This window comes from Pseudomonas sp. V98_8 (genome assembly GCF_029967975.1).
GTDB lineage: Bacteria > Pseudomonadota > Gammaproteobacteria > Pseudomonadales > Pseudomonadaceae > Aquipseudomonas > Aquipseudomonas umsongensis.
This window is the reverse complement of record NZ_JASCAE010000035.1, coordinates 58,292-75,646: the sequence shown is the minus strand read 5'-3', so window position 1 is coordinate 75,646 and position 17,355 is coordinate 58,292. Positions and strand designations below refer to the sequence as shown.

Annotated in this window: 19 protein-coding genes; 10 read left to right on the top strand and 9 right to left on the bottom strand. The window is 61.2% G+C overall.

Annotated elements, in window-relative coordinates; translation table 11 throughout:
* Window positions 1-324, bottom strand: a 324-nt coding sequence (locus tag QLG10_RS10095; protein WP_282487261.1) for a hypothetical protein, incomplete at its 3' end; no start/stop codon positions are given.
* Between QLG10_RS10095 and QLG10_RS10090 the strand changes: the two genes are divergently transcribed.
* From QLG10_RS10090 to QLG10_RS10080, 3 genes are all read left to right on the top strand, one after another.
* Window positions 325-984, top strand: coding sequence for a phosphoribosyltransferase family protein (locus tag QLG10_RS10090; protein WP_110750856.1), 660 nt, complete (start codon window positions 325-327; stop codon window positions 982-984).
* Window positions 985-1,108: 124 nt separating this feature from the next.
* Window positions 1,109-1,678: a YceI family protein gene (locus QLG10_RS10085; RefSeq protein ID WP_110750854.1), complete on the top strand. Its 570-nt coding sequence runs from the start codon at window positions 1,109-1,111 to the stop codon at window positions 1,676-1,678.
* Between the two features lie 39 nt (window positions 1,679-1,717).
* The gene (locus tag QLG10_RS10080; protein ID WP_282487258.1) at window positions 1,718-2,770 is read left to right on the top strand and encodes a DUF2235 domain-containing protein; all 1,053 of its coding nucleotides are present in this window, start codon (window positions 1,718-1,720) and stop codon (window positions 2,768-2,770) included.
* Between the two features lie 153 nt (window positions 2,771-2,923).
* On the opposite strand, the gene paoC is transcribed toward QLG10_RS10080, so the two are convergent.
* The 3 genes from paoC to paoA are packed head-to-tail and all read right to left on the bottom strand — an operon-like array spanning window position 2,924 to window position 6,695.
* Entirely contained in the window at window positions 2,924-5,122 is a 2,199-nt protein-coding gene (paoC, locus tag QLG10_RS10075) for an aldehyde oxidoreductase molybdenum-binding subunit PaoC (RefSeq protein ID WP_282487256.1), read from the bottom strand.
* Window positions 5,119-6,075 (bottom strand): xanthine dehydrogenase family protein subunit M, encoded by a 957-nt coding sequence (locus QLG10_RS10070; protein ID WP_282487254.1) that lies wholly within the window; start codon window positions 6,073-6,075, stop codon window positions 5,119-5,121. The genes paoC and QLG10_RS10070 overlap by 4 nt, the downstream gene beginning before the upstream one ends.
* Complete coding sequence (gene paoA, locus QLG10_RS10065; RefSeq protein WP_179053764.1) at window positions 6,072-6,695, bottom strand: aldehyde dehydrogenase iron-sulfur subunit PaoA; 624 nt, start codon at window positions 6,693-6,695, stop codon at window positions 6,072-6,074. The genes QLG10_RS10070 and paoA overlap by 4 nt, the downstream gene beginning before the upstream one ends.
* A 207-nt stretch (window positions 6,696-6,902) precedes the next feature.
* Between paoA and QLG10_RS10060 the strand changes: the two genes are divergently transcribed.
* A complete protein-coding gene (locus QLG10_RS10060) occupies window positions 6,903-7,592 on the top strand; it encodes a GNAT family N-acetyltransferase (protein WP_179053758.1) in 690 nt (229 codons plus the stop codon).
* Between the two features lie 385 nt (window positions 7,593-7,977).
* Here QLG10_RS10060 and QLG10_RS10055 read toward each other — a convergent pair whose 3' ends face one another.
* Both QLG10_RS10055 and QLG10_RS10050 read right to left on the bottom strand, forming a co-directional pair.
* Window positions 7,978-9,108, bottom strand: a complete 1,131-nt coding sequence (locus tag QLG10_RS10055; protein WP_179053757.1) for a P1 family peptidase — start codon at window positions 9,106-9,108, stop codon at window positions 7,978-7,980.
* A gap of 165 nt (window positions 9,109-9,273) precedes the next feature.
* Window positions 9,274-10,377, bottom strand: a complete 1,104-nt coding sequence (locus QLG10_RS10050) for a polyamine ABC transporter substrate-binding protein (RefSeq protein ID WP_110750843.1) — start codon at window positions 10,375-10,377, stop codon at window positions 9,274-9,276.
* 111 nt (window positions 10,378-10,488) lie between these two features.
* Between QLG10_RS10050 and QLG10_RS10045 the strand changes: the two genes are divergently transcribed.
* Window positions 10,489-11,265 carry a helix-turn-helix transcriptional regulator gene (locus tag QLG10_RS10045; protein ID WP_110750841.1) on the top strand — a complete coding sequence of 259 codons (777 nt, stop codon included), beginning with the start codon at window positions 10,489-10,491 and terminating at the stop codon, window positions 11,263-11,265.
* Here QLG10_RS10045 and QLG10_RS10040 read toward each other — a convergent pair.
* A complete protein-coding gene (locus tag QLG10_RS10040; RefSeq protein WP_282487245.1) occupies window positions 11,249-12,190 on the bottom strand; it encodes a class I SAM-dependent methyltransferase in 942 nt (313 codons plus the stop codon). The genes QLG10_RS10045 and QLG10_RS10040 overlap by 17 nt on opposite strands.
* 252 nt (window positions 12,191-12,442) lie before the next feature.
* On the opposite strand from QLG10_RS10040, the gene QLG10_RS10035 reads away from it, so the two are divergent.
* The 5 genes from QLG10_RS10035 (at window position 12,443) to QLG10_RS10015 (ending at window position 15,512) form a co-directional block, all read left to right on the top strand.
* The gene (locus QLG10_RS10035; protein WP_282487243.1) at window positions 12,443-13,060 is read left to right on the top strand and encodes a cytochrome b/b6 domain-containing protein; all 618 of its coding nucleotides are present in this window, start codon (window positions 12,443-12,445) and stop codon (window positions 13,058-13,060) included.
* Entirely contained in the window at window positions 13,057-13,842 is a 786-nt protein-coding gene (locus tag QLG10_RS10030) for a molybdopterin-dependent oxidoreductase (protein ID WP_282487241.1), read from the top strand. The genes QLG10_RS10035 and QLG10_RS10030 overlap by 4 nt, the downstream gene beginning before the upstream one ends.
* Before the next feature lie 53 nt (window positions 13,843-13,895).
* A complete protein-coding gene (locus QLG10_RS10025; RefSeq protein WP_282487239.1) occupies window positions 13,896-14,162 on the top strand; it encodes a pentapeptide MXKDX repeat protein in 267 nt (88 codons plus the stop codon).
* A gap of 132 nt (window positions 14,163-14,294) precedes the next feature.
* Window positions 14,295-14,702 (top strand): response regulator, encoded by a 408-nt coding sequence (locus tag QLG10_RS10020; protein ID WP_110750832.1) that lies wholly within the window; start codon window positions 14,295-14,297, stop codon window positions 14,700-14,702.
* A gap of 111 nt (window positions 14,703-14,813) precedes the next feature.
* Complete coding sequence (locus tag QLG10_RS10015) at window positions 14,814-15,512, top strand: HAD-IA family hydrolase (protein WP_282487236.1); 699 nt, start codon at window positions 14,814-14,816, stop codon at window positions 15,510-15,512.
* A gap of 73 nt (window positions 15,513-15,585) precedes the next feature.
* On the opposite strand, the gene QLG10_RS10010 is transcribed toward QLG10_RS10015, so the two are convergent.
* Both QLG10_RS10010 and QLG10_RS10005 read right to left on the bottom strand, forming a co-directional pair.
* A complete protein-coding gene (locus QLG10_RS10010; RefSeq protein ID WP_282487234.1) occupies window positions 15,586-16,245 on the bottom strand; it encodes an isoprenylcysteine carboxylmethyltransferase family protein in 660 nt (219 codons plus the stop codon).
* 65 nt (window positions 16,246-16,310) lie between these two features.
* Window positions 16,311-17,255, bottom strand: coding sequence for a GlxA family transcriptional regulator (locus QLG10_RS10005; RefSeq protein WP_282487232.1), 945 nt, complete (start codon window positions 17,253-17,255; stop codon window positions 16,311-16,313).
* Window positions 17,256-17,355 lie beyond the last annotated feature (100 nt).

The window sequence follows — 17,355 nt, the reverse complement described above, 5'->3', positions numbered from 1 at the left end:
ATGGATATGTACACCTGAAAGAAATTGGTCGGCTGTCAGGCCGCCTTCGCGAGCAAGCCCGCTCCCACAGTAGATCGGTGCAGCCGTGAGAGATGGGTTGGCTGTGAGGCCGCCTTCGCGAGCAGGCTCGCTCCCACAGTAGATCGGGTACATCCGCAAGCGACTGGTCGGCTGACAGGCCGCTTTCGCGAGCAGGCTCGCTCCCACAAGGAATTGCGGTTGAGCATTGTCCTCGTGTTCAAGCTTGCTGACCGTCACCGTCGAACCGACAATTGATGATGTGATGCGAACCGACAGGTGTTGATCGCCCGGGGAGGTTTTCAAATGAATCAGTCATCGCAATCCATCCTGCGCGACCGCATCGACGCCGGTCGACGCCTGGTGGAGCCGCTGCTCCCCTATGCCCATCGCGCCGATGTAATCGTCCTGGCCTTGCCCCGGGGCGGCGTGCCGGTGGCTTATGAAGTGGCCACGGCGCTCGGCGTGCGCCTGGACCTGATGCTGGTGCGCAAGCTGGGTGTTCCGTCCCACCCGGAGTACGCCATGGGCGCCATTGCCAGTGGCGGTATCGAAATTCGCAATGAACAGGCGCTGCGGGCTCACCCCATTGAAAAAGCCGCGTTCCAGGCTGTGGTCGCCCGGGAAACCCAAGAGCTCTTGCGTCGCGAACGGGTTTATCGAGGCACGCGGACGCCGGTGCAGCTCAAGGACCAGGTGGTGATTCTGGTCGACGACGGGTTGGCGACAGGGGCCTCGATGTTGGCGGCAGTACAAGCGGTGCGAGTACAGGCGCCAGCGCGCCTCGTGGTGGCGGTGCCGGTGGCGCCGGTTGAAACGGTCCAGGCGTTGCGCCGTGAAGTGGATGAGTTGATCTGCCCGATCATGCCCGACTGGTTCATGTCGATCGGGCATTGGTACATGGATTTTTCCCAGACGTCGGATGCCGAGGTCATCGGGTTGTTGCAACGGGCGTGGGCAATCTAGGGACGAGTGGTTACAATTCCTGCGGCCAGTGGAATTGACGGCCGTTCTTTGCTTTAGTCCTCCTGTTGCTGGCTAGCGTGTGTTCGACACTTGCCCATGAGGGCGCCCCGGCCCGGAGTGTTTCATGAACTCTCGATTCCTGCGGTTCTCGATCCTGGTCGTCCTGTTTGCGTTGGGCGTTGCTGCGCAGGCTGACGCCGTTGAGTACTCAGATGTGAACCCCAAGGCCAGCACCATCAGCTTCACCTACAATCAGGCGGGGTCGAGGGTCTACGGCACGTTCAGCCAATTCGTCGGGGACCTTGAATTCGATACGAAAAACCCCGAGGCCGCCCGCGCCCATCTGACCATCGATCTGACCAGCATCGACGCCGGTAGTGAAGACGCCAATAGCGAACTGCTAAAGCCTGCCTGGTTCGACACCGAGCGCTATCCGCAGGCGACCTTCGAATCAACGCGCATCAAGGATTTCGGCAATGACCGCTACCTGATTACCGGCAATCTGACGCTGCGAGGCTTGACGCGCAAGGTGGATGTGCCGGTCCTGCTCAAGGCCGAGGGCGGGGTCGGGATCTTCGTCGGCGAGCTGACGCTCAAGCGCAATGACTTCAAGATCGGGGAAGGTGAGTGGGCCGACAGTTTTGTTTCCAACGAAATCAATATCCAGTTTCGCATGGTCGCGCCACAGCGCTAGCGAGCGTGCGGGGGTAGTGAACAGTGACGGGAGATGAATATGCCAAAGAAAATCATCGTCGCATTCGACGGCACCTGGAACCTGCCTGATCAGGCGCCGGAGATCGATGGCGACGCCAGCACCAACGTGGTCAAGTTGCATGACGCGATCCTCCCCAGCCACAAGGACGGCACGGTGCAGAAGAAAATCTATGTCGCGGGGGTGGGTACAGACTGGTACGACAAGCTCGAGGGCGGGGCCTTTGGCGTCGGGCTGTCGAAGAAGATCAAGGATGGCTATATCGCCCTGGCCAAGCAGTACGAGGAGGGCGACCAGGTGTTCATTTTCGGTTTCAGCCGCGGTGCCTACTCAGCGCGTAGCCTGGTGGGGCTGATCCGCAACGTCGGGCTGCTGACGAAAAAACACGTCGACCGTATCGATGAGGCCTACACCCTGTACCGCACCCGTGATTCGAGCGCGGATACGGAAAACGCCAGGTTCTTCCGCCAGAGTTACTCCCGGGAAATCGATATCCATTTCCTGGGTGTCTGGGACACGGTCGGCGCCTTGGGTGTTCCGTTCAAGTCGGCCGAGTGGTTCAACCACAAGTACTATGAGTTTCACGACACCGAGCTCAGCGGGATTGTGCGCAATGCCTTCCATGCCGTCGCCATCGACGAACATCGGGCCAATTACGAATGCACGTTATGGGACCCGATTGCCAAGCCCAATCAGGTGATGGAGCAGGTCTGGTTCTGCGGCGCGCACGCCAATGTGGGGGGCGGTTATGCCGATAACTCGCTGTCCGACATTCCATTACGCTGGATGGCGAACAAGGCGATGGAATGCGGACTGGAGCTCAATCCAAAAAAAATCCCCCGGCCACCGAATGCGCTTCCGGAGATCACCGACTCCTATCAGGACTTCCTGGGGGGCACCTATCGACTGTTGAACGCGCGCTATTTCCGGCCGATCGGCAAGACCCCGTTCGGTCAGGAATGCATTGATGACACCGTGCAGCAACGGGTGATCACGATCGCGAATTATCGGCCGAAAAATCATGTCGATGTGCATTTGACGGGCACTTATCTGCCGGTGAATAAAATCAGCTGACCCGCCCACTCGGCTTCGATTGCCAGCGGGAAGGGTGCATGGTCTGCCGGTGCATCCAGTGGCGGCCATCGCCGGCAGGCCAGCACCCACAAAGCTCGCTGGCGATGTGGCCTGCGGATTCGCGCCGGTGCCCCGGCGCCCTGATCCTGGCGCTTAAATCATCGGCGGCAGCTTATCCAGCAGCTTGTCCAGCGTGATCGGGTAGTCGCGCACCCGAATCCCCGTGGCGTTGTACACCGCATTGGCGATGGCGGCACTGACCCCGCAAATACCCAGCTCGCCAACCCCCTTGGCTTTCATCGGCGAGGACATCGGGTCGGTCTCATCGAGAAAAATCACCTCCTGGTGGGGGATGTCGGCATGCACCGGCACCTCGTACCCGGCCAGATCATGATTGACGAAAAAGCCCAGGCGTTTGTCCACCACCAGGTCCTCCATCAGCGCTGCGCCGACGCCCATGGTCATCGCGCCAATCACCTGGCTGCGGGCCGATGTCGGGTTGAGAATGCGCCCGGCCGCGCACACCGCCAGCATGCGGCGCACGCGGGTTTCCCCGGTGGCGCTGTCGACCGCGACTTCGACGAAGTGCGCGCCGAAGGTCGATTGCTGGTACTGCTTGCTCAGCTCGCCGAATTCAATGCTGTCTTCGGCGACGATTTCGCCCGACTTCGCCGCATCGCGCAACGGCACGCTTTTACCACCCGCGCGCACTTCGCCATCGGTGAATTGCGCTTCGTTGACCTTCACCCCCAGGCGTTGCGCAACGGCCTCACGCAGCTTGACGCAGGCGGCATACACCCCCGCCGTCGAGCAGTTGCCGCCAAACTGCCCACCGGAGCCCGCCGAAACGGGAAAGCTCGAATCGCCCAGGCGCACGACCACGTTGTCCAGGCTGGCGCCCAGCATTTCTGCGGCCGTCTGGGCAATGATCGTGTAGCTGCCGGTGCCGATATCGGTCATGTCGGTTTCCACGGTGACGATGCCCTGATCATTCAGGCGGACTCGAGCACCGGACTTCACCAGCAGGTTATTGCGAAAGGCCACGGCAACCCCCATTCCGATCAACCAGCGACCTTCGCGCTGGGTGGCCGGTTGCGTGTGCCGTTGGCCCCAGCCAAAACGCTCGGCACCGGTGCGCAGGCATTCGACCAGGTGGCGCTGGGAAAAGGGCCGATCCGGTTTCGTTGGATCGACCTGGGTGTCATTGAGGATGCGAAATTCCACGGGGTCGAGTTTCAGCTTCTCGGCCATTTCGTCCATGGCAATTTCCAGCGCCATCATGCCCGGCGTTTCACCCGGTGCGCGCATGGCGTTGCCTTCAGGCAGGTCGAGTGTCGACAGGCGCATGGTCACGCGACGATTTTCCCCGGCGTACAGCAGTTTGCTGGGTTGCGCGGCAAGTTCCACCTTGCCGCCTGGCAAGTCACCGGACCAGCCTTCGTGGGCCATGGCGCTGATCTTGCCGTCGCTGCCGGCACCAATGCGGATGCGTTGGATGGTCGCCGGGCGGTGGGTGCAATTGTTGAAGATCAGCGGCCGCGCCAGCGCCACTTTGACCGGTCTGCCGGCCATGCGCGCCCCCAGGGCGGCCAGGAGCGCGTCGGCGCGGATAAACAGTTTGCCGCCGAACCCGCCGCCGATGTACGGCGAGATCAGGCGCACATTTTTCTTCGGTATGCCCAGGGTGGTCGCCAGGTCGGCGACCGACCAGTCAATCATCTGGTTCGAAGTCCACAGGGTCAGGCGGTCGCCGTCCCAGGCGGCCATCGAGGCCATGGGTTCCATCATCGCGTGGGCCTGGTCAGGCGTGGTGTAGGTGGCGTCCAGTTGCACCGGTGCCGCCGCGAACGCCGTTTCAAAATCCCCATGCAGGGTGTCTTCCATCTGCTCCTTGGGTTCCACCGCTGAGCCGCGTGAGCTGGCCAGATCGAATGCACCGTCGGTGCTTGTGTAGGTAATCTCCAGCCGTTCTGCGGCGGCGCGTGCCTGTTCGAAGGTTTCGGCGACCACCAGGGCCACGGCCTGGTGGTAGTGCTGGATCTCTGCCCCGCCGAGCAACCTGGCGGTGTTGTATTTGCCCTGGCCGAGCTTGCCGGCATTGGCGGCGGTGACGATGGCGATCACCCCGGGCGACGACTCGGCGGGCGCAAGGTTCATCGTAGCGATGCGCCCTTTGGCAATGGCTGAACCGACCACCACGCCATAGGCCTGGTTCGGCACGGCGTCATGGTGTTCGTAGGCGTAGGGCGCTTGGCCAGTGGTTTTCAGCGGCCCTTCGATGCGCGGGGTGGGCTGGCCGATGAACTTGCCTTGGTCGATGGGGTTGGTGGTGGCCGGGGTGTCGAATTTCATGCCTGGGCCCTCGCTTGCGCCATTACCGAAGCGAGCGTGCGCTCGACCAGTGTCAGTTTGAAGGCGTTTTCATGGGTGGGGGTGGCGCCGGCCAGTAGTTGTTCCGAGAGCGCTTTTGTGCCTTTGGCCATCGCTGTTTCAGCGCTCTCCACGCGCCATGGCTTGGGCGCGACGCCGCCCAGGGCCACGCGGCCGGAGCCGTCCTGCTGGATCACCGCGGCCACCGAAACCAGGGCAAATGCGTAGGAGGCGCGGTCCCGGACTTTCTGGTAAATGTGCGTGCCGCCAATCGGCGCCGGCAACGTCACGGCGGTAATCAACTCGTGGGGCGCCAGGGCGGTTTCGATATTCGGCGTATTGCCGGGCAATCGATGCAGGTCGGTGATGGCAATGACGCGTGTCGTGCCGTCGGGTCGAACCGTTTCAACCTGGGCATCGAGTGCGCGCATGGCCACGGCCATGTCGCTGGGATGGGTGGCAATGCAGGCATCGCTGACACCGATGATGCCCAGTTGCCGACTGAATCCGCCGATGGCGGCGCAGCCACTGCCGGGCTGGCGCTTGTTGCAGGCTTGATGGGTGTCGTAGAAGTACGGGCAGCGGGTGCGTTGCAGCAGGTTGCCGGCGGTCGTGGCCATGTTGCGCAGCTGGCCAGAGGCGCCAGCGAGGAGGGCGCGCGCGAGTACCGCATAATCTTTCCTGATGCGCGGGTCGGCGGCCAGGTCGGTGTTCCTGACCAGCGCACCGATTCTCAAGCCACCTTCGGGCGTGGCTTCGATGCGATCCAGTGCCAGGTGGTTGACGTCGATCAGTTGCGTCGGCGTCTCGATGTCCAGTTTCATCAGGTCCAACAGGTTGGTGCCGCCCGCAATGAATCGCGAGCCATGGACCTGTGCAGAGAGCGACGCGGCTTCGGCCGGCGACTGCGCACGCAGATAGTTAAAGGGTCTCATGCGCTGGCCTCCGCGACTTCGGTGATCGCCGCGATGATGTTGGAGTACGCACCGCAGCGGCAGATGTTGCCGCTCATGCGTTCCTGGAGTTCGCTGGCGATCAGCCTGGGTGGTTCGGTGAGATTCGGGCTGGCGTGGCTGGGAATGCCGTCGCGGATTTCACCCAGCACCGCGACTGCCGAGCAGATTTGCCCCGGCGTGCAATAGCCGCATTGATAGCCGTCATGCTTGATGAACGCCGCCTGCATCGGATGCAGCTGGTCCGGCGTTCCGAGCCCTTCGATGGTGGTGACTTTCGCACCTTCGTGCATCACCGCCAGGGTCAGGCAGGAATTGATGCGCCGGCCGTCGACAATGACCGTGCAAGCGCCACATTGGCCGTGGTCGCAACCCTTCTTGGTGCCGGTGAGCTGCAGGTGTTCGCGCAACAGGTCGAGCAGGGTGGTGCGGGTGTCAAACTCCATTTCCTGCCGAGCATCGTTCACCCAGATCGACAGTTTGGTCTTGACCGGCTGCGCCGCGTTGGCGGCCGATGCCTGTGCAGAAATGAACGGAGGCAGGATCACGGCCGCTGCGGTTACCACGCCCACGATCAGGAGTTCTCGTCGGGAAATCGTCATGACGTCGAGCATCGGTGCGTTTCCTATGGTTGATTGGCGATAACAGCCCTCATCCATTGACTGACCTGCGCGATCAGCGAAAAGTTTTAGCGGTTTTCAACGCTAGAGTCATGGGTGTGGCTCATGAATCGATCAAGACAGGCGAGTAACGCGGTCCGGCACGCTATGATAGGCAGTCGCGCCCATTCCCCGGAGTCAATCCCCGCAATGCCCCAGATCACCCACTACAAAACCCCGTGCCCTGAGTCGGTCAACAGCCAGATCCTGCAGATGGTGGTCGACAACCTGACCGACATCAGCATGGTCGCCATCGCGCCGAGCAACCTGTTGTACAACGTCTACCAGTACGCGATCGGCTACGAAGTGCATCTGTATCTGGAGGCCTTGAACGGGACGAAAGGCATTGAGGTGGAGTTGATCGTCGCCACGGATCTGGATGATCCGGACAAGGTCGCAGGTTTCCTGTTGTACCTGCCGGTCAAGGACGATCCCGACGCATGCAGCGTGGCCTATATGGCCGTGGATGCCGGTCATCGCCGACAGGGGATTGCACGCAGGATGCTGCGCGAGATGGTCGGTCGTTACCCGCATGCCGAACTGGCGTGCGCAGTGGCGAAGGTGCCGTACTTTGAGTCGATGGGCTTCGAGGTGGTGGGCGTGCGTGCCACCCAGGTGCTGATGAACACCCGTGATCATGGCAGCGACGGCTTGAGGGCGTTGCTGGATGTGGCGCCCATCTACAGCTCACTGGAGGTGCGGCAGATTCATACCTACCTGCTGCAAAAGCACGGCAAGCGGGCGATGCTCGATGCCGAGAAACAGCGGGACCGGCATCTGGACCAGTTGACGCGCAAGGCCAGCGAGTTCGTGCGCGAGCGATTGGAGCAACGCGGATAACCTGTAGGAGCGAGCATGCTCGCGATGGACGTTAACGATGACGCGTGCTGCCTGGGGAAACGCGTTGTCCTTGAAGCCATCGCGAGCATGCTCGCTCCTACAGGGTGATTTGCGATGGGTATCAGAATGCACAAAGCCCGGCCAGGTGCCGGGCTTTTTCAGGTCTGGTTTTCGCGCAGTTAAAAAAGAGCCTCAAAGCTCTTTGATGGGGAGAAGTAGAGCCCTTGAGGCTCAAGATGCGCATGAAGCAGGCGGTGAGCTTGATAGGGGTTCAGTGCACTCACCACCTACGCAACGGCTTGGACAAGCAAGCGATTGCGCAACTCCATCGTAGGAAGTTGGGGGGGCGGTCTCAAGTACCACTAGTCGAATCCCCCCACAAGTGTCAGCTTCTGCGATTGTCCTTCCCGGGCCAACCGGCCTGGTTCAGGGCCTCGAGCAGCGTTTCGGCATCCAGCCCCGGCACCGCGTGGCCGTTACCTTCCGTCGTTTCGGCTGCGAGCAAGGCGTTGATGATGGCTTCTTCGACAGCCTCGGTGGCCGCCAGGAACAATTCGCTGATGTGATCGTTATTGACCATGCTCAGGTTATCGCAGGTTGGCGCTTTTTTACTCTCGTAAGCCGCTGGCGGCACATGCTGGTTGCCGGTGGCGAACGCGATGAAGATGTCGCCGCTGTGGTCTTCATTGCCGCCCCCGGTGCGGGCCAGGCCGAGGCTGGCGCGTTGGGCCAGGCGGGTGCATTGGTGCGGCAGCAAGGGCGCGTCGGTGGCCAGGCACACCACGATCGAGCCCATGCCCGGGTGCGGCAGTGCCGCCTTGAGAAACGGTGAGTCGACCTGTTCCATGTAGCGCCCGACCGGGTAGCCATCGACGCGCAACTCATTGCGAATGCCATGGTTGGCCTGGACGATCGCGCCCACCGTCCAGCCACCCTGGGCACGGCTCAAGCGTCGCGAAGCGGTGCCGATGCCGCCCTTGAACTCGTGACAGATCATGCCGCTACCACCGCCGACATTGCCTTCGGCCACAGGGCCGCCGACCGCCGCGTGCAGGGCTTGGGCGACATGCTCGGGCTTCACATGGAAGCCATTGATGTCATTGAGCAAGCCGTCGTAGGTCTCCAGCACCACCGGCATGTTCCAGTAGAGCCGCCCGTCGTCAGGTTGCTGCTCACGGTCCAGTACGATCAAGGCATCGCGCACCACGCCCAGGCTATGGGTGTTGGTAAAGGCGATCGGGCTGGTCAACAGACCCGCTTCGCGAATCCACTCAAGGCCCGTGGCATCGCCGTTGCCATTGAGCACATGGACCCCGGCAAAACACGGTTGCTGGCTGGTGGAACCGGCACGGGGCTCAATCACGGTCACCCCGGTGACGATATCGCGACCCTTGGCGGTGCGACCGCGTACATCGCTATGACCGACCCGCACGCCGGGTACATCGGTGATCGCGTTGAGGGGACCGGGCTGCAGCTGGCCAAACTGGATGTTGAGATCGCGGGCACGTGGTTTCATGGGGGTTCTCATCTTCAAGGTAATGACAAAAAGGAAATCGTTCGGGCGCGGAACCTGTGGGAGCGAGCCTGCTCGCGAATGCGGTGCATCAGGCAAGGTTGATGTCGACTGACACTCCGCTTTCGCGAGCAGGCTCGCTCCTACAAGGGATTGGCGGTGGTGCAGCTACTGACCGTTCTTGACCTTGCTCCAGATCCGCGTGCGCACACGCTCGGTGGCCGGCGGCAAGGGTTGCAGGGTGAACAAGGTGGCCATGGCTTCAGCCGACGGATAAACAGCCGGGTTGGTCCGCGTCGCTTCGGCCACCAGCGCTGTCGCGTTACGGTTGCCGTTGGGGTAGTTGAGGTGATTACTGACCGGGGCGATGACCTCGGCGCGCATCAGGTAGTCGATGAAGGCCAGGCCTTGTTGCGGATGCGGTGCGTCCTTGAGCAATACCAGCGTGTCGAACCACACTGGTGCTCCTTCCTTGGGCAAGCTGTAGGCGATCTTCACGCCATTGCCGGCCTGCTCGGCGGTGGCCTTGGCTTCGAGCATGGCGCCGGACCAACCCACGGCGACGCAGATGTTGCCGTTGGACAGGTCACTGATGAACTTCGACGAATTGAAGTAGGCGATATGTGGCCGCAGCTTGAGCAGCAGCGCTTCGGCCTTTTTGTAGTCTTCAGGGTTGGTGCTGTTGGGCGCCAGGCCCAGGTAGTGCAGGGCGACCGGCAGCATTTCCGCGGGCGAGTCGAGCATCGCCACCCCGCATTCGCCAAGTTTGGCCAGGTTCTCTTCCTTGAACACCAGGTCCCAGGAATCCACCGGCGCCTTGTCGCCCAGCACGGCGCGCACTTTGTCCACGTTATAACCAATGCCGTTGGTGCCCCACAGATACGGCACGGCGTACTGGTTGCCCGGATCGTTGTTGGCCAGTTTCGCCAGCAGATCGGTGTCCATGTTGTTGAAATCGGGCATCTCGGCGCGGGGCAGAGGGGCGAGGGCACCCGCCTTGATCAGGGTTGGCAGACTGAAGTTGCTGGCCACGACCACGTCGTAGCCGCTGCGGCTGGTGAGCAGTTTGCCTTCGAGGACTTCGGCACTGTCGAAGGTGTCGTAGACCGGCTGGATACCGGTGTCCCGCTTGAAGTCATGCAGGGTATTGGGGCCGATGTAGTCGTACCAGTTGTACACGTGCACGGTGGGGCCATCGGCAGCAACCGCTGATAGCGAAGCCACCAGACAGGCGCCCAGCCCCAGATTGAAATACGAGCGGTGACCAATCATGATGCGGCACTCCTGGCCTGCTGCAGGCCGGTGATGATCAGGAGTTTGCAGCGTATCGATCGGGGTGGCCGTTACCCATTCCCATGATGGGTTACTCAAAAGGGGTAGTGCGTGGACGCGTTGTTGAAAGAGTTACCGCTGCACCACGGACTGGCGCGGGTATTTGGCGTGTTGGGCCAGGACGCATTCTGGCGTGCGCTGGTCGACACCCTGCGCTTGCTGGTGCCGCTGGACAACGCCTTGGTCGCGGTGATGCAACCAGGGCGGGTGCCGCGCCTGCTGATCGATTTCGACGCCAGGGGCAGCGGAGATGAGCATGAAGAACTGGCGGACTACAGCGCCGGCATGTACTTGCTCGACCCGTTTTACCTGGCCGTCTGCGCCGGCATCGCCGATGGGTTGCACAGCCTCGACTCGGTGGCGCCGGACCAGTTTCAGCAAAGCGAGTACTACCTGAGCTACTTTCGCACGGTGGTAGGTGGGGACGAATTGCAGTTCATGGTCAACGTCGACGGCGCCGTCCTCGGTTTGTCCCTCGGACGCGCGACACGCTTCACGCTGCAAGAGCAGGGACGCCTGCTGTGCGTACGCGACTGGGTGCTGGCGGCGATGCGTCGGCACCTGCAATTGCTACCGCCGGAAGGCCAGGCGGTCGAAGCCGTAGCCGGGGACCTGGCGACCTTGCTCGATCGCTTCGATGCACGTTTGTCGGTGCGCGAAATCGAAACCGCACGCCTGATTCTCCAGGGTTTCTCCAGCAAGGCCATCGCCCAGCGGATGGGTATTTCCCCGGAGACGGTGAAGGTGCATCGGCGCAATCTCTATCACAAGCTCAACGTGAACGGGCATGGTGAGTTGTTTGCCTTGGTGCTTAATCCGCCAGGGTAAACACCAGCGCCTTCAACCCACACTCTACATCGGCATCCGGAAACTCCGGCGGATTGTCCAGCCGCCGTTCAAAGCGCAGGCTCGGCGCTTCGCGGGTCACCCCGTCGATGAGGAAGTCCGCACCGAAGGCCGGATCGTTCATGCAGGCCAGCACCGTGCCTCGGGGGGCGAGCAGTTCCGGCAGGCGACGCAGCACCCGTTGGTAGTCCTTGGTCAGCAGGAAACTGCCTTTCTGGAAGGATGGCGGGTCGATGATCACCAGATCATAGGGGCCCTTGCCGATGACTTTGCCCCAGGATTTGAACAGGTCGTGACCGAGAAAGGTTACCTTGCCCAGGTCATGCCCGTTGAGCCGGTGATTGTCGCGACCGCGGCTCAGGGCGGGGCTGGACATGTCCAGGTTGACCACGTGGGCCGCGCCGCCTTCGATGGCCGCCACCGAAAAGCCGCAGGTGTAGGCGAACAGGTTCAGCACGCGTTTGCCCTGGGCATTGGCCCGCACCCAGTCGCGACCATAGCGCATGTCGAGGAATAGCCCGGTGTTCTGCTTGCGCCCCAGGTCCACTCGAAACTTCAGGCCGCCCTCGGTGATGGTCATTTCCTCGATGACGTCCCCGAGTAGCCATTCGGTGGTGCTTTGCAGCAGGTAGCGGTGTTGCAGCAGCAAGGTATGCGCGCCGGATTGCGTCCATGCCGCTGACTGCGTGAGCTCCTGCAATAGCTGCTTCAAGGCGTCCAGTTGCGCCGGCTCGGGTTCCTTGAACAACGCCACCAGCACCACACCCTGCAACCAGTCGACGGTCACTTGCTCCAGCCCCGGCCAGCAGCGACCACGGCCGTGGAACAGGCGGCGGGTTTCGGCGGGAGCCGCCGCCAGGGCGGTCGACAAATGCGCGTGGAGGGTGGCGAGGGCTTCAGGATTCATCGGTCTGGGTCGGCAATTTTAGGGGGCGGCATTTAACCATAATTGCAACCCTAATATTGCGCGACTCTGTAGGAGCTGCCGCAGGCTGCGATCTTTTTATCTTAAAAGCAAAGTCAAAAGATCGCAGCCTGCGGCAGCTCCTACAGGGAGGGGGAATAGTGAGTTATCACATTTAATTTAACTTTACGTGAGGATTTGGCGATCTTCCGGCCCCCATACTCGGCTCCAACGAACCACAACCGGGAGCCGGACATGTCGCAGTCAACTGCTTCACCCAAGGCCAGCCATCCTCTCTGGCTGCGGCTCACCCATTGGCTGAACGCCCTGGCGGTGCTGGTGATGGTGACCAGTGGCTGGCGCATCTACAACGCCTCGCCGCTCTACGATTTCAGCTTTCCCAAGGCGATCACCCTGGGGGGCTGGCTGGGCGGCGCCTTGCAATGGCACTTCGCGGCGATGTGGTTTCTCGCCCTCAACGGCCTCATGTATCTGCTCATCAACCTGATCAGTGGTCGCCTGAAACGACGCTTCTTCCCGGTGTCCCCCAAGGGCGTGCTGCATGACCTGTGGGCCGCGTTGCGGGGCCGCTTGGCGCATGCCGACCTGAGTCACTACAACCAGGTGCAGCGTGTGGCGTACCTGTTCGTGATGGTCGATATCACGCTGCTGGTGATCTCCGGGCTGGTGCTGTGGAAGTCGGTGCAGTTCCCGCTGTTGCGTGAATTGCTTTGGGGCTACGAAGGTGCGCGCCATGTGCATTTCATCGCGATGGCACTGTTGGTGGCCTTCGTCGCGGTCCACCTGGTGATGGTGGCACTGGTTCCCAAAACACTGTTGGCCATGATTGTCGGTCGCAAGGAGCCCATATGAAAAAGTCCATTCAAGACGCCGGGCTGGATGAGTCATCCATCCTGACCGACGCGCGTAAAATCCTCGCCCCGCAGATCGAAGACCGCTCCCGCCGCTCGTTCCTGCTGCGTGGCCTGACACTCGGCGGCGTGGCCATGTTGTCCGGTTGCAACCTCACCGACAACGACAGCGTCGAGACCGCGTTGTCCTCCATGTCGCGCTTTAACGACCGGGTGCAAGGCTGGCTGTTCAACCCCAATGCCATGGCGCCGACCTACCCGGCGTCGATGATCACCCGGCCATTTCCGTTCAATGCCTTCTACGGCATCGACGAAGCGCCGACGGTGGAGGAGGACAGCTATCGGCTGGAGGTTACCGGCCTGGTGGCGGACAAGCGCACCTGGCGGCTCGAAGAGCTGCGCGCCATGGCGCAAACGGAGCAGATCACCCGGCATATCTGCGTCGAAGGCTGGAGCGCGATCGGTCGTTGGGGCGGTGTGCGCTTCAGCGACTTCCTGAAACGGGTCGGAGCCGATACTGACGCCAAATACGTCGGCTTCAAGTGCGCCGACGATTACTACACCAGCATCGACATGGCCACCGCACTGCATGCGCAAACCCTGTTGACGCTGACCTATGACGGCGCTGTGCTACCGCGCGAATACGGCTTCCCGATGAAACTGCGCATGCCCACCAAGCTCGGCTACAAGAATCCCAAGCACATCCAGGCGATTTTCGTCAGCAACACCTACAGCGGCGGCTACTGGGAAGACCAAGGCTACAACTGGTTCGGTGGCAGCTGACGCAACCCCGGCAATTCCCCTCGTCCACACCCCATGCATCAAGGAGTTCCACCATGAAAAAGTTGACCACTGTTGTTCTGTCCATGTGCCTGGCCATCGGCGCTGCCAGTGTTTTCGCTGGCGATACGATGAGCAAGGACAGCATGAGCAAAGATTCGATGTCCAAGGACGCCATGCATAAGGACGCCATGAAAAAGGATTCGATGGCCAAGGACACGATGAGCAAGGACACCACGTCCAAGGATGCCATGAGCAAGGACGGCATGAAGAAAGACGCCATGTCCAAGGACGCTATGAAAAAAGACCCGATGTCCCGGTAAACGTCTCGCAAACACCGATTTCGTCTTCTGTTTGTATCAAAAATGAATTTCCGCAGAGACCGCCGCTCATACCTGTAGGTAGCGGATTTCAAGCCCGCATATAAACTGGTGTGATCAGGGAGCGGCAATGTCATGAGTCGAGAATCGACAGCGGGCGGACAGCTTCATGGCGGGTTGATTCTGGTAGTTGAAGACGACCCGCTGATCCTGGAGTTTCTTTGCGAAATTCTTCAAGAGGAAGGCTATGTCGTGCAAGCGCAAACCAGCGCGGACGCCGCATCGGAGTATTTACAGAGCCACGCACCCGAAGTCGGGATGCTTCTCACGGACATCACCATGCCGGGAACGCTCAACGGCGCGGACCTGGCCAATTTGTTCGGAGATCGTTGGCCGGACAAACCGATCATGATCATGTCCGGCTTCGAAACCCCTGAAACTTCCGGGGTCCGGCATGATGTCTCGTTTATCAAGAAACCCTGGGCGCTGGGTCAATTGCTTGATTGCGTGGACGGCGCCCTGAAATCACGCCGTCCGCTGTAGGAGCTGCCGCAGGCTGTATCGTTGGATCTTGAAGATTGCAGCCTGCGACAGTTCGATTGATCGTGTACATTTCCAAGGGCATCCCCCGATCCTTGAGATAGGAAGGACCCTTTGTCTGCTCCCGAATCCGTCTTGAACGTCCCTTACCGTGCCTTCCTGTTCGACATGGACGGTACCATCCTTACGTCAATTGCCGCCGCCGAGCGCGTCTGGGTTGCTTGGGCCGTGCGTCACGGCGTCGATGTCGAGACCTTCCTGCCGACCATTCACGGCGTCCGCGCCATCGACACCATCAATCGCCTGGCATTGCCCGGAGTTGATGCCGAGGCCGAAGCGGCGTGGATCACCGAAGCTGAAATCGAGGATGTCGAGGGCGTCGAAGAAGTGGCGGGCGCGGCGCGCTTTCTCCAGTCTTTACCAGCCGATCAATGGGCTATCGTGACCTCCGCCCCGAGGGCGCTGGCGTTGCGGCGGATGGCAGCCGCGGGGATTCCCGAGCCGGCTGTGCTGGTCACTGCCGAAGATGTCACCGCTGGCAAACCTGACCCGGCCGGTTATCGATTGGCTGCGCAGCGGCTGGATGTAGAGATATCGGATTGCCTGGTTTTTGAAGATGCAACGGTAGGCATTCTCGCAGCCGAGGCGGCGGGGGCGGATTTACTGATTGTCACGGCGACGCATGAGCAGCCGATTGTGACGGCGCACGCCACGTTGGCAGGTTATGACGAGGTCGTTGCCCGCGTAGACGCCCACGGCGTGATTCGACTTCGCACGCTCCACCCTGGGAGCGAGCCTGCTCGCGAACGCTGACTTCCAGCCGACATAAACGTTGCCTGACACTGCGCTTTCGCGAGCAGGCTCGCTCCCACAGTGGGGGTGTGTCTCAGTAGATTTTCGGGATCAACCGCCAGCTCCGGGCGCAATAAGCGTCATATTCACTGCCAAATTGCGCCCGTAACAATGCTTCCTCGGCATGAATGCGCGCGATCAGCGGAATCACCGTCAACGCAGCCAGCAGCAACCCGACCCCCGAACGAAACGCCAGGGCCCAACCCACGGCAATCACCAACATCCCCAGGTAACTGGGGTTGCGCAAGCGACGATAGATCCCGTCGGTCACCAGGCGATGCCCCGGCTGGATCGCCACCAGCCCACTGAAGCGTTTGCCGAGCACGAACACCGGCCACATTCGCAGCACGCCGCCGATGATGAAGAGCAGCGCCCCGAGCCAACGCACGCCTTCGCCACCGAAGGTCCAGAAGTCGATGCGGTCGGTATAGGCCGGGAAAAAACCACTCAATATCCCGATCACCCCGAACGCTGGCAGTACCCAACGATTGGCCCTGTCTTCGCGCTCACCGGAACTCAGGTTGACCTCGGTAAACAGCGAAGCGATGGCCATGACCAGCGTCGCAAGCGCAACCACCACCAAGGCGGCATGGGAAAAAAACGCCGCGAAGCCACCCAGCCCCCAAATTGCCAGCAAGAGGTAGGCGAGGGTGGAGACGATGGCGAAAAACGCCAGTTTGGCCGAGATTTTCATAGGCAATACCCCCGACACTCCCAGTGTAGCGCCGATCGTTTCCACGCTCTGCGCGGGAACGATCATCATTGTGCCGCTGATCGCGCATTGCGCCTGATCACCTGCGGTGGTTGCCCGAACGTTCGAAGGAACGCTTCGCGCATGCGCCGAGGATCGATAAACCCGCTTTCCAAGGCGATCTGCTCGAGTGTCAGGCGGCCACCCTCAAGCATCTGCCGTGCCGCCTCCAGGCGCAGGTTCTCGATGGCCTTGGCGGGCGACTGGCCGGTTTCGGTACGGAACGCACGGCTGAATTGCCGCGAACTGAGACTCGCCACTTGCGCCAGTTGTTCCACCGATAACGTCTGCGCCAGATGCTCCCGAGCGTAGGCGAGGACGGTCTGGATGCGGTCGGATTTCGGCGCCAGTTCCAGCAGCGCCGAGTGTTGTGATTGACCGCCAGCACGGCGATGGTACATCACCAGTTTCTGCGCTACGGCACGTGCGAGTTCGGCGCCGTGATCCTTTTCGACCATGGCCAGCGCCAGGTCGATGCCGGCGGTCATGCCGGCGGAGGTCCAGATCGCGCCGTCGATGACGTAGATTCGGTCGGGTTCAACCTTGATCGCTGGAAAGCGTTCTTGCAGTTGCCGTGCATAAGCCCAATGCGTGGTAGCCCGCCGGCCCTCAAGCAAGCCGGCCTGGGCCATGACAAAGGCTCCAGAGCAAATCGACGCGGTACGGCGGGCAGTCCTGGCGCTGGCACGCACGTAGTCGAGTACACCCTCGGGCGCCTGCTCGAGGATGGTGTCGCCGCCCACCACGATCACCGTATCGAACACCCGCTCGTCGAACGCCTCGGTGCCAACATTCAGGCCACCAGAAGCGCGCAAGGTGCGGCCGTCTTCGGACAGTACACGCACGTCATACAGGGCTTGCCCAGCACTGAAATTGGCATATTCGAATACCGGCATGGCTGCCAGCGCCATGGATTGGAAACCCTCGAACACTACAAACGCCACGCTGATCATCGCCGATCCTCAAACCAGATGTCCGAAAAATAGATGTCCTGAAAACGTAGGTTAAACGTCATTTGCGACAGACGCGAGTCCATTTATAACAGTTCCTGAC

Coding starts and splice junctions, on each gene's coding strand:
- QLG10_RS10005 (WP_282487232.1), bottom strand. CDS start 17,255: ATGATCAGCGTGGCGTTTGTAGTGTTCGAGGGTTTCCAATCCATGGCG.
- QLG10_RS10050 (WP_110750843.1), bottom strand. CDS start 10,377: ATGATTGGTCACCGCTCGTATTTCAATCTGGGGCTGGGCGCCTGTCTG.
- QLG10_RS10040 (WP_282487245.1), bottom strand. CDS start 12,190: ATGAATCCTGAAGCCCTCGCCACCCTCCACGCGCATTTGTCGACCGCC.
- QLG10_RS10060 (WP_179053758.1), top strand. CDS start 6,903: ATGCCCCAGATCACCCACTACAAAACCCCGTGCCCTGAGTCGGTCAAC.
- QLG10_RS10035 (WP_282487243.1), top strand. CDS start 12,443: ATGTCGCAGTCAACTGCTTCACCCAAGGCCAGCCATCCTCTCTGGCTG.
- QLG10_RS10030 (WP_282487241.1), top strand. CDS start 13,057: ATGAAAAAGTCCATTCAAGACGCCGGGCTGGATGAGTCATCCATCCTG.
- QLG10_RS10085 (WP_110750854.1), top strand. CDS start 1,109: ATGAACTCTCGATTCCTGCGGTTCTCGATCCTGGTCGTCCTGTTTGCG.
- paoC (WP_282487256.1), bottom strand. CDS start 5,122: ATGAAATTCGACACCCCGGCCACCACCAACCCCATCGACCAAGGCAAG.
- QLG10_RS10025 (WP_282487239.1), top strand. CDS start 13,896: ATGAAAAAGTTGACCACTGTTGTTCTGTCCATGTGCCTGGCCATCGGC.
- QLG10_RS10090 (WP_110750856.1), top strand. CDS start 325: ATGAATCAGTCATCGCAATCCATCCTGCGCGACCGCATCGACGCCGGT.
- QLG10_RS10055 (WP_179053757.1), bottom strand. CDS start 9,108: ATGAAACCACGTGCCCGCGATCTCAACATCCAGTTTGGCCAGCTGCAG.
- QLG10_RS10020 (WP_110750832.1), top strand. CDS start 14,295: ATGAGTCGAGAATCGACAGCGGGCGGACAGCTTCATGGCGGGTTGATT.
- paoA (WP_179053764.1), bottom strand. CDS start 6,695: ATGACGATTTCCCGACGAGAACTCCTGATCGTGGGCGTGGTAACCGCA.
- QLG10_RS10080 (WP_282487258.1), top strand. CDS start 1,718: ATGCCAAAGAAAATCATCGTCGCATTCGACGGCACCTGGAACCTGCCT.
- QLG10_RS10010 (WP_282487234.1), bottom strand. CDS start 16,245: ATGAAAATCTCGGCCAAACTGGCGTTTTTCGCCATCGTCTCCACCCTC.
- QLG10_RS10070 (WP_282487254.1), bottom strand. CDS start 6,075: ATGAGACCCTTTAACTATCTGCGTGCGCAGTCGCCGGCCGAAGCCGCG.